The organism is Pseudomonas sp. (assembly GCF_036404235.1).
GTDB lineage: Bacteria > Pseudomonadota > Gammaproteobacteria > Pseudomonadales > Pseudomonadaceae > Aquipseudomonas.
The window spans coordinates 18,773-32,408 of sequence record NZ_DASWOT010000076.1 but is presented as its reverse complement, the minus strand read 5'-3'; the positions used below and the strand labels follow the sequence as shown (position 1 = coordinate 32,408).

Genomic DNA, 13,636 nt, shown 5'->3' with positions numbered 1-13,636 from the left:
CACAACGTCGCCGGGAAACCCACGGAGAACACCGTCAACTGCGGCGAGACGCGGTTCAGGATGCCCATGGCCAGGTTGATGATCAGCAGCGTGCCGACCATTGGCAATGCCAATAAAAGGCCAGTGAGGAAGATCGTGCTGCCATAGCGGGCAATCAGGTTCCAGGCATTAGGGTCGAAATGCAGGTTACCGATCGGCAAGGTCTTGAAGCTGGTCGCCAGCAGCTCAACCACCATCAGGTGACCGTTCAGCGCGAGAAACATCAGGATCGTGATCATGCTCAAAAAGCGCGACAGCACCATGCTGTTGGTGCTGGTATCGGCGGAAAAAAAGGTGGCGAACGCCAGCCCCATCTGCATGCCACAAATGTCGCCGGCCATCTCGACCACCGCCAGCGTGATACGCATCACCATGCCCAGAGACATCCCGATCAACACCTGCTCCACAATCACCCCAAGACCTGCCCAGGAGAACAGGTTGACATCCGGCAAGGGCGGCAGATTGGGTGCGAGCAGGATGGCAAGGAGCATCGCCAGGCCCACTTTCACCTGACTGGAAACGTTTTTATGACCGAGAATCGGGTCGCTCATCAGATACGCCAGCACTCGGCAAAACGGCCAGAAGAAGCTGGTCACCCACAGTTGCAACTGTGCCGAACTGACTTCGATCACGGGCGTCAGCCGATCAGCATGGGCAAGCTGCTGAACAACGCACGCGTGTAGTCCACCAGCATCTCCATGATCATCGGCCCCGCCAGCACCAGCACCACGCACACCCCGATAATTTTGGGGATGAACGACAGGGTCGATTCGTTGATCTGCGTCGCGGCCTGAAACAGGCTCACCAACAATCCGATAAACAGCGTCACGAGCAGCACGGGCGCGGCCACGATCACGCTCATGCGCATGCCTTTGTAAGCCAGGTCCATGACCATTTCCGGCGTCATTGTCTACGTCCTCGAAGCCATACCATCAGGTGTAAAAACTTTGCGCCAACGAGCCGAGCAGCAGCTGCCAGCCATCGACCAACACAAACAGCATCAACTTGAACGGCAGCGAAATCGTGGACGGCGGCACCATCATCATGCCCAGCGCCATCAATACGCTCGCCACCACCAGGTCGATGATCAAAAACGGAATGAAAATGGTGAAGCCCGCCTGGAAAGCAGTCTTCAGCTCGCTGGTGACAAAAGCCGGAAGCAACACCCGCATCGGCACATCCTCAGGTCCCTGCAAATCCTCGATCTGCGCCAGACGCGCAAACAATGCGAGGTCACCCTGACGCGTCTGGGCCAGCATGAACGTGCGAAACGGCTGACTCGCCTTGTCGAGAAACTGCTCAACCGTGATCTCGTCCTTGGAGAATGGTAACCAGGCTTTTTCGTAAGCCAGATCGAGGGTCGGCGACATGACGAAAAACGTCAGGAACAGCGACAGCCCCAACAACACTTGATTCGGTGGCGCCGACGTCGTGCCAATGGCCGTGCGCAGCAAGCCCAGGACAATAATGATGCGGGTAAACCCGGTCATCATCAGTAACACCGCCGGCAGGAATGCCATGGCACTGAGCAGCAACAGGGTTTGCAGGCTCAGCGACCATTGCTGGCCTCCCGCTTGCCCGGTGAAGGCGGCCAGCCCTTGCATCGCCGGTTCTGCCTGAGCATCGGCCATCGACGCGAGCAGCAACACGGCCGACAGCGTCGCCCGTTTCAACCCGTGGCGAACACACACCCGGACGCTCATGATGGGCTCCCCGATCCTTTATCCGTGCGCTGAATATTGCGCTTCAGAGCACTGGCCAAGCGCTCGGCAAAACTGTCGCCGGTAACGGCAGTGGCGATGGTGGGTTCGGTTGGCGGAGCGTCCATCTGCGCCAGCGCACTGATCTGTTGTGCGGTCACGCCAAGCACCAGCCACTGGCCTTGCACTTCGATGATCACCACTTTCTCGCGCTGGCCCAGGCTTGTGCTGCTGACGACACGCATCACTTTCCCGGGGGACAGCGGACGCGCACCGACACGGCGCACAACCCAGCCACAGAGCAAAACACAGACAATCACCAACGCGAGCGCCAACGCCGTCTTGCCGAGCAACGCCAGGTTCATCAGGCTGTCCGAAGGGACCCCGAGGGCCACGGGCGGCGGAGTCTGACTGACGAGGCTCATCGGTTGAGCTTTTGAACGCGTTCGGAAGGCGTAATGATTTCCGTGATTCGGATACCGTACTTGTCATCCACGACCACCACCTCGCCTTGGGCTATCAGGTAGCTGTTAATCAAGATGTCCATCGGCTCCCCCGCCAGGCCATCGAGTGCCAGCACCGAACCCTGGGCCAGTTCCAGCAACTGCTTGATGGTAATCCGCGTGCGGCCCAGCTCTACGCTCAGCTTGACCGGAATATCCATGATCATTTCCAGCTCGCGTGCGGCGGCCGCGGGCTGTGGCGAAGTCAACGGCTTGAACAGGCTGGTGCCGACGCTCGGTGCCTGGCTGTCGGCCGTCGCCTCGGATTCGCTCTGTTCGGCCAAGGCCGCGGCCCAGGGATCATCGGCCTCCGCCCCGGCGCCCTGCTCGGCCAGCGCGTCTGCCCAGTCATCGGCCTCTTGCGGCTCGGTAGTGTTTGAATCAGTCATGGTCGGATTCCTTGGCAGTGGACACGTGGCCCTTCACGAATCGGCTGGTAGAAGAGGAGGAAAGGCTCAGGGAGTGATCCACCAGTTCCTTGACGAGCAACGCACGCATCCCGTTATGGCTGCCATATTCGCAACTCATGACAGGCACGCCGTCGACACGCGCACAGACGATTTCGGGCAGTTCGATGGGTAAAACGTCGCCGACTTTCAGCGCCATGACCTGCCCTACCCGGGCATCCATTTCGACAAAGTCAGCGATCAGCTCAATCTGGGAATGGGTAATCTCACCGGCCATGCGCTTGTTCCAATGCCGCTCCTCTTCAGGATTGGTATCGGTCAGCGGGCCGTTGAGCAGTTGACGCATCGGCTCGATCATCAGGTAGGGAATCACGATATTGAAGTCGCTGGACAGGTTTCCGACCTCCAGATGGAAGGTCGCATTCACCACGATTTCATTGGGCGAACTGGTGATATTGGCGAACTTGGCCTGCATCTCCGAACGCAAATATTCGATTTCCAGCGGGTAAACGGACTTCCAGGCATCTTTGTAAGCGTCCACCGACAACCCCAACAAACGCTGGATGATGCGCTGCTCGGTATGCGTGAATTCCCGCCCTTCGGACTTGGTCACGAAACGGCCGTCACCGCCAAACAGATTGTCCACCACCATGAACACCACGCTCGATGGAAACACCACCAACGCGGTACCTCGCAGCGGCTTCATCGCCAACAAGTTGATGTTGGTGGGCATCGGCATGTGCAGGGAAAATTCGCTGTAACTTTGATAGCGCACGCTTTTGACGGTGATGTCGATGCTGCGCCTCATCAAGTTGAACAAGCTCATGCGGAAGTAGCGCACGAAACGCTCGTTGATGATATCCAGCGCGTGCAAGCGCTCGTGGATCACCCGGTGCTGAGTCGCTGGGTCGTACGGACGGACCTCGGCATCCTTGAGCATCCCGACATCCTCATCCGGAGCACCGTCGTCGTCGCCCCCACGAAGCAACATGTCGATCTCGTCCTGGGAGAGCAAATCGTCAATGGCCATGGGTTACTGCACGATAAAGTCGGTGTAAAGAACGTTCAGCACCGAGAGTTCAGGCTGCTGTGCCGCCAGGGACTGTTTGAGTGTTTCGAGAATTTTCGCCGCCAGGATTTCCTTGCCCTGAGGGTTGATCAGCTGCGTGCTGTTTTGCCCGCTCAGCAGTGTCAGAAGCTGACTGCGAATCTGCGGCATGTACTGCTGCAAGAGCTTCTGCGTCGCATCGTTTCCGACTTCCAGCGCAAACCCCACATACAGCAGGCTTGGCTCATCGCGTTCGTTTTGAAGATTGACCGTCATCGGCGCAATCGTAACCAGCCGTGGGACCTGAGGTTTGTTCTCGACGGTTTCAACGTTCACCGCCGCGTCTGCATGCGCTGTGTTTTTGCTCATGTAGAGGTACATGCCGCCGGAACTGGCTGCCGCAGCGACCAGCGCCATCAACAGAATCAGGAGCCAGGGAAATTTGCGGGTGGTGGTCATTTGGCTGGAACCATGCAATGAAGGAGAACGGTTAGGCAGGGCTCCAGTATGACCAGCACCCTGGTCTTCCCATGGGGCGATAAGACCAGGGTAACGGCGGCATCTCGCTGTTTTGATTTGCTATTCAGACGTACAGGTCGACACCCGAACTGCGCACAACGATGCTCTGCACCGACGCCTGATCAACGTCCGGCACGGCATCGGCGCTACTCATCGGGGCGTCTGGGCGGTTGCCTGGCGAATCACGCCGCGCCTGATCGCCAGAGGCCTGACGCGCAGACTCATCGCTGACCGAGGCCTGCCCCAGGGAAATACCCTGGGACGCGAGGGCCTCGCGCAACTGCGGCAATGCCTGTTCCACCGCGGCACGCACCGACGCATGCGACGACTGGAACTGCGCCTGGGTGTTGCCGTCATTGAGATTGAGGCTGATCGACAACGGGCCGAGTTCGACGGGGTTCAGTTGCAGGTCGACCTGCTGCTCGCCGCGCGTGATCATATCGATCACCTGCTGGCCAAAGCCGTCCTGCCATTGGGAAGTGCCAACAGCGGTCGCGAGCACCAGACCATTGCTGGCGACTTTGTCGCTGCCGATCAGGCCGACAGTGCTCAAGGTCAGCGGCGCCAGGCTAAAGCCGCTCTGGGCATCGCTACTGACGGAGCCATCGGCCTGGCTGTCGACAGGTGTGTTGTCGGTTTGCGCGCGCAGGTCTTGCCGCGCACCGGTAACTGGTCCGGTCAGCGTCTGCGCCGTGTCCTGCCTGTCGAGCGGATCAGAAGTGTTCTGATCGGCGTCAACGCCTGTGTCTACCGACATCAGATTCTCGGCTGGCAGTTTGCTGTTGCCGCTGATCAACGTGTCGGGGTCTGCGGGCACAACACCTTGACCGGGGATCGCGACGGGTAAAGGAACCGCCGGCGCAACGACCATCGAATAGATATCGGGTTGGCCAGCGCTCTCGATCAGCGCCATGCGCTGACGAATGTCCTCCAGCGAGCTGTCGACAGCACTCGAACTGTCCGAGGCATTCAAATCGGCATCGCTCACGAGATCATCTGCCGTGGCATAGAGATCCAGGCCAAGGTCATCGTCCGTGAACGAAGCATCCGGCTCGGCGGAGGAGGAAGCCAGGGGCAGGTTCAGAGGTGGCATGGCTGATGTCGAAGCGGCTGGAGCCGGCAGCTCTACCGGTTCGGGGACTACACTTGCCATTGCAGAAGACGGCAACGTCGGCGCGAGGTCGGCGTCATCAACTGGGTCACCGGTTGCGGTCTGCGCCGCACTGCCGACAATCGACGGTGCAGAGGTTGGCGTCGGTGGCTCGGGGTTCGGGTCTGCCGCCTCCGTTTGAGCCTTGGCCCCCTCCATCGCAGCAGTCGCGCTAACCGAGTCCTTGCCCGCCGGTGCCTCGCTCACCTGACTCAGCACAGACGAAAACGACTCGCTCGTCGTGCCTGGCTTCTGGCTGGAAGCGCTGGCCTGAGTCGATGCAGCGGACGATGACGCAAACGAAGCGATGATATCCATTATGTCCCTTAGTGGCTGCTATCGATGGAGGACGAAAAATGCCCGGGCCGCCGACGTAACTGGCTGGCCATTTCATCGGTTTGGCGCTGCTCGACACGCCCGGCCTGCAGCCGCTCCTGCTGAGCCCGACGACTCAACAGCGCTTCTATGGCATTGACCTTGCGCCATTGCTCCAGCCAGGTCTGTTGGTGCAGGGCCACCTGTTTGCGGTGACGCTCCAGGCTTTTTTGCGCGCGATCGACGGCTTCTTCCAGTGATTGGAGAAAGCCACGATAGTTAGTGAGCGCAGAAGGGCTCATGCCGTCCTTGAGCAACTCCTGCTGCAGGTTTTGGCGGTACTCCTGTTGATACTGGTCAAGCGTGCTCAACTGATTGACCACCTGCTGTTCGGCGCGACGGCTCTGCGCCAAAGCGCGCGCCGCGACGTCCCGCGCTTTGCCGGTCAACTCGATCAGCAGGTCAAGCGATTGATTAGCCATCGGTGATTACTCGCCAGGGACAAGAAAAAAATTATTTGCCAGGGAACAAGAGGTTGAGCCCGGACAGGGTCTCTTCCACGCTGGCGCGATCATTGATGCGTTGTTGCAGAAACCGCTCGATGTGCGGGTACAAACCGACGGCGCGGTCGAGCTGGGCATCGTGTCCCGGCGCATAGGCGCCGACACTGATCAGGTCGCGATTGCGCTGGTAACGGGACAGGGTCTGCTTGAGCTGTTGCGCCTTGCGCTGCTGCGATTCACTGACGATGGCAGTCATCGCCCGACTGATCGAGGCTTCGATATCGATGGCCGGGTAATGCCCGCTTTCGGCCAGATGACGCGACAGGACAATGTGCCCATCCAGGATCGCCCGCGCCGCATCGGCGATCGGATCCTGCTGATCGTCACCCTCGCTGAGCACCGTATAAAACGCCGTAATCGACCCGCCGCCGGGCGGACCATTGCCGGTGCGCTCGACGAGCTTGGGCAGCTTGGCAAACACGGATGGCGGATAGCCCTTGGTTGCCGGCGGCTCACCCACGGCCAACGCGATTTCGCGCTGAGCCATGGCGTAGCGGGTCAACGAATCCATGATCAGCAGAACGTCCTTGCCTTGATCGCGAAAATCCTCGGCCAGGCGCGTCGCGTACGCTGCGCCCCGCAAACGTTGCAGCGGCGACGTATCGGCCGGTGCCGCAACGACCACAGAACGGCGCAAGCCTTCTTCGCCCAGGATGTTGTCGATGAAATCCTGCACTTCTCTGCCCCGCTCCCCAATCAGTCCGACCACGATGACGTCGGCCTGGGTGTAGCGGGCCATCATGCCGAGCAGCACCGATTTGCCGACGCCGGAACCGGCAAACAGCCCCAGGCGCTGGCCACGACCGACACACAGCAAAGCATTGATGGCGCGAATGCCGACATCGATCTGACGATCGATCGGAGCCCGCTTGAGGGGGTTGAGCGGCTGCGTGTGCAAACTGGCGTGATGGGCACCCAACAACGGTCCCCTGCCGTCCAGTGGCTGCCCGCTGCTGTCCAGCACCCGGCCGAGCAGCGACAGACCCAGCGGAAAATAACGACCGCCGGCCGCGCCCGTCAGGCCGTCGTCAGAGGCAAAGACCCGCGCCCCCGGTTGTAGGCCGTGGATTTCTTCCAGCGGCATCAGGTACAGGATTTCCCCTGCAAAACCGACCACCTCGGCCTCGGCATAAGCGGGGGTCGGGCAGGCGTGACTGTGCGCCGACAGCTCGATACGGCAGGCACCGCCCAACGGCAGGCGCAGGCCCACTGCCTCCAGCACCATGCCGGTGGCGCGGGTGATGCGCCCGCTGCGCAGGTAGTGCGCCACCCTTAGCGGCTCGCCCTGAAACGTGTCCAGCACGCCGCTCCAGCGCTCGACATGCAGGTTGCCCGGGATCATGGCTGCTCGCCGAGGATCGCCACGGCGTCCTCCAGCACCCGCGCGGTGCTGCGATTCAGCATCCCCAGGCGTGACTGGCGCGTGGCGTCCAACTCGCCGCTGGCGCTGACCACTCGACAGCCGCCAGGCAACATCGTGGTGTCCGCGTGCAAGGCCCAACCCGCCGCATCAATCTGCTCGCCAAGGCTGCTTTGAACCAACTGCAAGTCATCGGGGTTCAGCCACAGGCGCGGCTTGCCGGTCAGCTCCGGGTCGCTGTTGAGCATTTTCTGCACAATAGCGATCACCTGCTCCGGCCGGGCGGTCAGGGCTTCTCCTGCCAATTGCTGCGCGGCATCAAGCGCGATCCGGGTCAACTGGCGGGCAATATGCCCATCCATCTGCTTGAGCGCCTGATCGAAATTCCGGCACAGCTCCAGCAACGGTTGCAAGGTGAGCACAACCTGCTGCTGCAACTCCACCGCGGCGGCCTGACGACCTTCGCTCAGACCTTGGGCATACCCCTGTTCCACCCCTTGCGCATGGCCAACCTGCTGCGCCTCGTTGAGGGTCTTTTCGCGCAGCACCTGCATTTCCAGCCGGTGCTGAAAGGCTTGCTTGCGCAGCCGTTCCCGATGGCTCATGTCCGGATCATGGGCAGGCAATTCAATGCAGCTCAGCGGTCCCATCTGCCAGGGTTGCCAACGGTCGCTGTCCGGCGCGCGAGAGGACTCAGACATAAGCGTCATTACCGCGTGCTGTCACGATTTCACCGCTGTCGGACAAGCGTCGAACCACCTGCAGAATAGCCTTCTGTTCAGACTCGATCTGCGACATGCGGATCGGTCCGCGCGCCTCCATGTCCTCTCGGAATAATTGCGCGGCACGCTGCGACATGTTGTTGAGGAAGCGCTCGAGCAAAGCCGGCGGTGCGCCTTTGAGGGCAATCGCCAGCGAGTTGTTTTCGACCTGCTGAAGCAGCGTCTGAATGCTGCGATCGTCCACCTCGATGAGGTTTTCGAACAGGAACATCTCGTCGAGGATCTTCTGCGCCAAGTCTTCGTTGTGCTGGCGCACGGTTTCGATGGCCAACTCTTCGTGCGTGGAACTCATCAGGTTGAGGATTTCCGCCGCCGTTCTGACGCCGCCCATTTTGCTGCGTTTGAGGCTTTGCCCATCCAGCATCACGCCCAGCACTTCAGTCAGTTCCTGCAACGCCACCGGCTGCACGCCGCTGAAGGTCGCGATTCGCAGAATGATGTCGTTGCGCAGACGGTCGGGCAGCAACTGGAGGATGTCTGAAGCCTGATGACGCTCCAAATGCACGAGGATGGTCGCGATGATCTGTGGATGCTCGTCACGAATCATCTCGGCCACCATCGACGCTTCCATCAGGTTCAGCTTGTCGATGCCGGAACCGGTGTTGGTGCTCTCCAGAATATCGTCGATCAGGCTGGCCGCGCGTTCGCTGCCCAGGGCCTTGGTCAAGACCGCGCGAATATGATCACTGGTTTGGATATTGATGGCCGCATATTGATCGGTCTCGTCCATGAACTCTTCAAGGACCTGGCGCATTTCCTCATGAGACACCTGGCTCAGACGCGCCATCTCCATGCTGATGGCTTCGACATCCGTGCTCGGCAGGAATTTGAACACTTCGGCCGCGCTGTCAGCATCGAGCGACAGCAGCAGGATGGCGCTGCGGCGAGACCCGCTCATTTTGTTAGTCATTTTTCTTCATCCATCCGCGCACGATCATGGCGACCAGCCTCGGGTCTTCGGCAGCGATCTGCTGCAAGCTCTGCATGTTCTGCTCATACACCGCCGACTTGCGTGGCAGGGCATGCGGCGCAGGGTCCTGGCCGGCAACCATGACAGCGGTACCCATGGCCGTCGGGGCCAGTGCCGTCCCCGGCTCAGACCCGCTCGCCAGCGCCGACCGGGCCATGTCGCCATTGCGCCGTTGCATCGGTCTGAGCACCAGCCACCACAGCGTCAGCGCGGCAAAGCCGACCAACAGATAGCGCATGGCGCCCATCAGCAGGTTGTATGCCTCGGGTGTTTTCCACCACGTCGGCTCGGCCACGGCAACGTCTGTTTCAACAAACGGGCTGTTGATCACTTGCAGCGCATCGCCCCGACTTTCCGTGAAGCCCATGGCCTGGCGAACCAGGTTGTTGATGTTCTCCAGCTCTTCCTTGCTCAGGGGCTCAGGGGTCGGCGTGCCGTCCTTGATCACCGTGCGATAGTTGACCACCACCGCCGTCGTCAGGCGCTCGATGTTGCCCAGGCTCGACTTGACGTGCTCGACATTGCGGTCGACTTCGTAGTTGATCATCCGCTCGCTCTGCAGCGACTTTTCGTTCTTGCCGCCCTTGGTGTCGGCTGCGTTGGGCGCGTTGGCAACTGTCGTGTTCGTGGCGTTGGCAGCGGGCGTTGGTGCGGTGGCGCGCGTCGGCGCGGGGGTGTTGGGTGGCGAGTTGGTCAGCGCCCCGGGAACGCCTCGACCTGCGTCGTCTCCCTCCAGTACATGCTCGGACGTCTGCTTGCTGCGTACCGCCGCCTCATTGGGGTCCTGATTGGGGGAGTAACGTTCGGCGGTACTTTCGCGACTGGAAAAATCGATCTGCGCAACCACCTGCGCATGAACGTTCTGATTGCCCAGCAGCGGCGTCAGGATGTCTTCGATGCGCCGCTGGTAGGAGCGCTCGACCTCACGCACATAACTGAGCTGCGAGCCATCCAGGCCTGGGTTGTCACCGTGGGTCTGCGACAACAGGCGACCGTTCTGATCGACCACGGTGACGGCATCGACGTTCAACTCCGGCACGCTGGAAGTCACCAGATGCACAATCGCGTTGGCCTGACTCTGCCCCAGCTCTCGACCGGGTTGCAGGGTCAACACGACAGACGCGCGCGCCGCTTCGCGGTCGCGGACAAACACCGACTGCTTGGCCATGACCAGATGAACACGCGCCTTGGCCACCGGCCCCAGGGACTCGATGGTGCGAGACAACTCGCCTTCAAGGCCGCGCTGATAATTCAAATGCTCGGCAAACTGACTGACACCGAAGGCCTGCTTGTCCAGCAACTCGAAACCAATGCTGCCGCCCTTGGGTAACCCTTGCTCGGCGAGTTGCAGGCGTAACGCGTTCATCTTGTCGCCGGGCACCATGATGGTGTTGCCACCCTCGCCCAGCCGATAAGGAATGGCGCGCTTGTCCAGCTCACCGATGATTTGCCCGCCGTCCGCCTCACTGAGACCGGAAAACAGCACGCGATACTCCGGTTCGCGCGCCCACAGCAGCAGGGCCACCACGATCGCAATGACCGCCGCGCCCGCCAACAGCAAGGGCAACAGGGGCTGACTGCGAAACAACGTCGACAATGCTTCCAACGGCCTGGCCGGAGCACGGGGCGGAAGGTTTTTTTGCGCGCCTTTGGCCAGGACTGCGGTACTCACGAACACCTCGATAGCGAGGATAGGGTCTGTACGAAAGACATTGCAGAGTCCGGTAGCAGTAGTAGTCGATCAGCCTCCTGTTTCAGGCAGCACCCAGGGGTACCGCAGCGAATCGGGACGGCCGGCAGGACTTCATTCTGGCGAAAAGGGCGGAAGCTAAAGGCCGGAAAAGCCGTCTGTTTTGTGGTCAATTGAACGAATGTGCGGGCCGCCAGGCTTGGTAATCTGCTGGCCTAATCGCTGCATATGGGTCTTGCACCATGAACTCTTCCGCCCTTACCAACGCCTTGCAACAACTGACACTCCTCGCCGAGCAAGCCGAAGGCGCGAACACACATAGCTTCAGCAGCGGACCCGCCAGTGGTTTCGCCGGAGAACTGCAGGCTTCGCTGCAGCGCATCAACCAACTGCAACAAACCGCCAGCAGCCAATCCAACGCCTTCCAGGCGGGCAGTGCTGCGGTGTCGCTCAGTGACGTGATGGCGGACTCGCAGAAAGCCAGCGTGGCCTTTCAGATGGGGGTGCAAGTGCGCAATCGCCTGCTCACCGCCTACAAAGATGTGATGGCCATGCAGGTCTGAACCCGCGGTGCCTGGCGGGTTTCGTGGCACGGCGCTCGACAGCCTTGTTGATGAAATCGTTGAAAACAACGAGTAAGCCCTAAAGACGGGCTTGCCGGTTGCCGATGTTGCATTCAAACGCACCCCTTTGAGTGTGAACACAGCACCTTGCTCAACGAGCAAGGCCAGGCACAAACCAGGAAAGGCACGCACATGGCAACGACCACCTCCACCAGTTCGACCGCAACCATCACCTCCCTGGGCGTCGGCTCCGGGCTGGATCTGGACAGCATTCTGGAAAGCCTGGAAGACTCGAAAGAAACCAGCCTGCTGGACCCGATCACCGCACAAGAGGACTCGGTGGATGCTGAAATATCGGCCTACGGTACGTTGACGAGTGCGCTGACCACCCTGCAATCAGCGGTCGAAGCCCTGGCCGATGAGAGCCTTTACGAGTCATTGACCACGACCCTGTCCGGCAGCGGCGTGACGGCGGCAACCACCAGCGAAGCCGAGGCTGGCACCTACCAGCTAGAGGTGACACAACTGGCCCAGGCACAAAGCCTCACCACCGATGGCATCGCCGACCAGACCACCGCACTGGGCACCGGCACACTGACCCTGCAAGTGGGTACAGAAGAGGCGGTGTCGATCACCCTCGACAGCAGCAACAACACGCTGGAAGGTATCCGCGACGCAATCAACGCGGCCGATGCCGGCGTGACCGCCTCGATCGTCAATGACGGCAGCGACACCCCATACCGACTGGTGCTGACATCCGACAGCACCGGTACCGAATCAGCAATGACCGTGACCTACACCGGCACGGACAGTACCGACGAAGCGTCGAGCCTGTTGGGCTATGACGGCACTACCGGCAACATGACCGAGACGGTCGAAGCCCTGGACGCAGAACTGACGATCAACGGCATCGCCATCAGTAGCCAGAGCAATACCGTCGAAGACGCCTTGCAAGGAGTCACCCTGAGCCTGTCCGCCGTCGGCAGCTCACAAACCCTGACGATTACCCAGGACACCGACTCGATTCTCGATGCCATTACCACGTTCGTCGATGCGTACAACGATTACGTCACGACCGTGGATGACTTGACCTCTTATGACGCGGATACTGAAACGGCAGGCGAGTTACTGGGAGACTCGACCACCCGCCGAATCAGCAGTGAATTGAGCAGTGATCTCTACAGCGCTATCGGCAGCGGGACGTATAGCTACCTCTCGCAGTTGGGGATTTCCCTGGAAGTCGATGGCACCTTGTTGATTGACGAAGACGCGCTGACGAGCGCCATCGAAGACAACATAGAGGGTGTTTCGGAGTTCTTTATAGGCACCGATGACACCACCGGCTTTATTACCCAGATGTCGACCGACCTGGACAACTACCTGGACGAAGATAACGGTTTGATCGTCGCCAAAACCGACAGCCTGGAATCCAAACTGGAGCAGTTGGAGGAGCGTTATGAAGAGAAGCAGGCGCTGATCGACTCCGAGATGGCGCGCTGGACCGACGAATTCACCCAACTTGATACCTTGATATCGCAGTTGAACTCGACGGCTGACTATCTGACAACCCAGTTTGATGCACTTAACAGCGATGATTGACGACCCTACTGCGGAGCAAATTAGATGAGTTCCATTCGAGACGCGAATGCTTACGCCAAGGTGGGCGTAGAAAGCGGCATTTTGGCGGCCTCTCCTCACCAAAGGATCATGATGCTGTTCGATAGTTACCAGGCATCGATTCGTATCGCACGCCTGCATCTGCAGGCCGGCAATATCGCCGAAAAAGGCAAGGCCATTACCAAGGCGATTAATATTGTCAGTAAGGGATTACGCGCCTCGCTGGACCTCGAACAAGGGGGCGACGTTGCCGTGCAACTTGACCAGCTCTACGACTATGTTGTTCGTGTGCTGCTTCGGGCAAATCTCAACAATGACGAAACAGCGCTCACAACTGCCGCCAATCTGCTGGAACCTGTCGCCGCAGCCTGGCTAGCCATCGGTTCGCACATCGAGGAAGAGCGGTAGAC

General features: G+C 60.1%; 16 protein-coding genes. 3 read left to right on the top strand and 13 right to left on the bottom strand.

All coding sequences use genetic code 11. The features are described 5' to 3' along the window. From fliR to fliF, 13 genes are all read right to left on the bottom strand, one after another. On the bottom strand, nucleotides 1-671 hold a 671-nt coding region (gene fliR, locus VGC62_RS09585; protein WP_331186836.1), incomplete at its 3' end, for a flagellar biosynthetic protein FliR. Between the two features lie 5 nt (nucleotides 672-676). Continuing rightward, nucleotides 677-946: a flagellar biosynthesis protein FliQ gene (fliQ, locus tag VGC62_RS09580; RefSeq protein ID WP_331186835.1), complete on the bottom strand. Its 270-nt coding sequence runs from the start codon at nucleotides 944-946 to the stop codon at nucleotides 677-679. Nucleotides 947-971: 25 nt separating this feature from the next. After that, entirely contained in the window at nucleotides 972-1,670 is a 699-nt protein-coding gene (gene fliP / locus VGC62_RS09575) for a flagellar type III secretion system pore protein FliP (protein WP_414705775.1), read from the bottom strand. 68 nt (nucleotides 1,671-1,738) lie between these two features. Then, the gene (gene fliO, locus VGC62_RS09570; RefSeq protein ID WP_331186833.1) at nucleotides 1,739-2,164 is read right to left on the bottom strand and encodes a flagellar biosynthetic protein FliO; all 426 of its coding nucleotides are present in this window, start codon (nucleotides 2,162-2,164) and stop codon (nucleotides 1,739-1,741) included. Further along, nucleotides 2,161-2,631, bottom strand: a complete 471-nt coding sequence (fliN, locus tag VGC62_RS09565; protein WP_331186832.1) for a flagellar motor switch protein FliN — start codon at nucleotides 2,629-2,631, stop codon at nucleotides 2,161-2,163. Before fliN ends, fliO begins: the two co-directional genes overlap by 4 nt. After that, the gene (fliM, locus tag VGC62_RS09560) at nucleotides 2,624-3,679 is read right to left on the bottom strand and encodes a flagellar motor switch protein FliM (RefSeq protein WP_331186831.1); all 1,056 of its coding nucleotides are present in this window, start codon (nucleotides 3,677-3,679) and stop codon (nucleotides 2,624-2,626) included. The genes fliN and fliM overlap by 8 nt, the downstream gene beginning before the upstream one ends. 3 nt (nucleotides 3,680-3,682) lie before the next feature. Next, nucleotides 3,683-4,156 carry a flagellar basal body-associated protein FliL gene (fliL, locus tag VGC62_RS09555; RefSeq protein WP_331186830.1) on the bottom strand — a complete coding sequence of 158 codons (474 nt, stop codon included), beginning with the start codon at nucleotides 4,154-4,156 and terminating at the stop codon, nucleotides 3,683-3,685. Between the two features lie 124 nt (nucleotides 4,157-4,280). Continuing rightward, nucleotides 4,281-5,684: a flagellar hook-length control protein FliK gene (locus VGC62_RS09550; protein WP_331186829.1), complete on the bottom strand. Its 1,404-nt coding sequence runs from the start codon at nucleotides 5,682-5,684 to the stop codon at nucleotides 4,281-4,283. 8 nt (nucleotides 5,685-5,692) lie between these two features. Continuing rightward, the gene (gene fliJ, locus VGC62_RS09545) at nucleotides 5,693-6,163 is read right to left on the bottom strand and encodes a flagellar export protein FliJ (RefSeq protein ID WP_331186828.1); all 471 of its coding nucleotides are present in this window, start codon (nucleotides 6,161-6,163) and stop codon (nucleotides 5,693-5,695) included. 31 nt (nucleotides 6,164-6,194) lie between these two features. Beyond that, a complete protein-coding gene (fliI, locus tag VGC62_RS09540; protein WP_331186827.1) occupies nucleotides 6,195-7,586 on the bottom strand; it encodes a flagellar protein export ATPase FliI in 1,392 nt (463 codons plus the stop codon). After that, nucleotides 7,583-8,305 (bottom strand): flagellar assembly protein FliH, encoded by a 723-nt coding sequence (locus VGC62_RS09535; protein WP_331186826.1) that lies wholly within the window; start codon nucleotides 8,303-8,305, stop codon nucleotides 7,583-7,585. The genes fliI and VGC62_RS09535 overlap by 4 nt, the downstream gene beginning before the upstream one ends. Then, on the bottom strand, nucleotides 8,298-9,296 hold the full coding sequence (gene fliG / locus VGC62_RS09530) for a flagellar motor switch protein FliG (protein ID WP_331186825.1): 999 nt from the start codon (nucleotides 9,294-9,296) through the stop codon (nucleotides 8,298-8,300). Before fliG ends, VGC62_RS09535 begins: the two co-directional genes overlap by 8 nt. Continuing rightward, complete coding sequence (fliF, locus tag VGC62_RS09525; RefSeq protein ID WP_331186824.1) at nucleotides 9,289-11,028, bottom strand: flagellar basal-body MS-ring/collar protein FliF; 1,740 nt, start codon at nucleotides 11,026-11,028, stop codon at nucleotides 9,289-9,291. The genes fliG and fliF overlap by 8 nt, the downstream gene beginning before the upstream one ends. Before the next feature lie 260 nt (nucleotides 11,029-11,288). Between fliF and fliE the strand changes: the two genes are divergently transcribed. The 3 genes from fliE to fliS all read left to right on the top strand — a co-directional run bounded on the left by fliE (nucleotide 11,289) and on the right by fliS (nucleotide 13,634). After that, the gene (gene fliE / locus VGC62_RS09520; protein ID WP_331186823.1) at nucleotides 11,289-11,609 is read left to right on the top strand and encodes a flagellar hook-basal body complex protein FliE; all 321 of its coding nucleotides are present in this window, start codon (nucleotides 11,289-11,291) and stop codon (nucleotides 11,607-11,609) included. 192 nt (nucleotides 11,610-11,801) lie between these two features. Beyond that, nucleotides 11,802-13,208 carry a flagellar filament capping protein FliD gene (gene fliD / locus VGC62_RS09515; protein ID WP_331186822.1) on the top strand — a complete coding sequence of 469 codons (1,407 nt, stop codon included), beginning with the start codon at nucleotides 11,802-11,804 and terminating at the stop codon, nucleotides 13,206-13,208. A 24-nt stretch (nucleotides 13,209-13,232) separates the two neighbouring features. Then, nucleotides 13,233-13,634: a flagellar export chaperone FliS gene (gene fliS / locus VGC62_RS09510; RefSeq protein ID WP_331186821.1), complete on the top strand. Its 402-nt coding sequence runs from the start codon at nucleotides 13,233-13,235 to the stop codon at nucleotides 13,632-13,634. The last annotated feature ends 2 nt before the right edge of the window (nucleotides 13,635-13,636 follow it).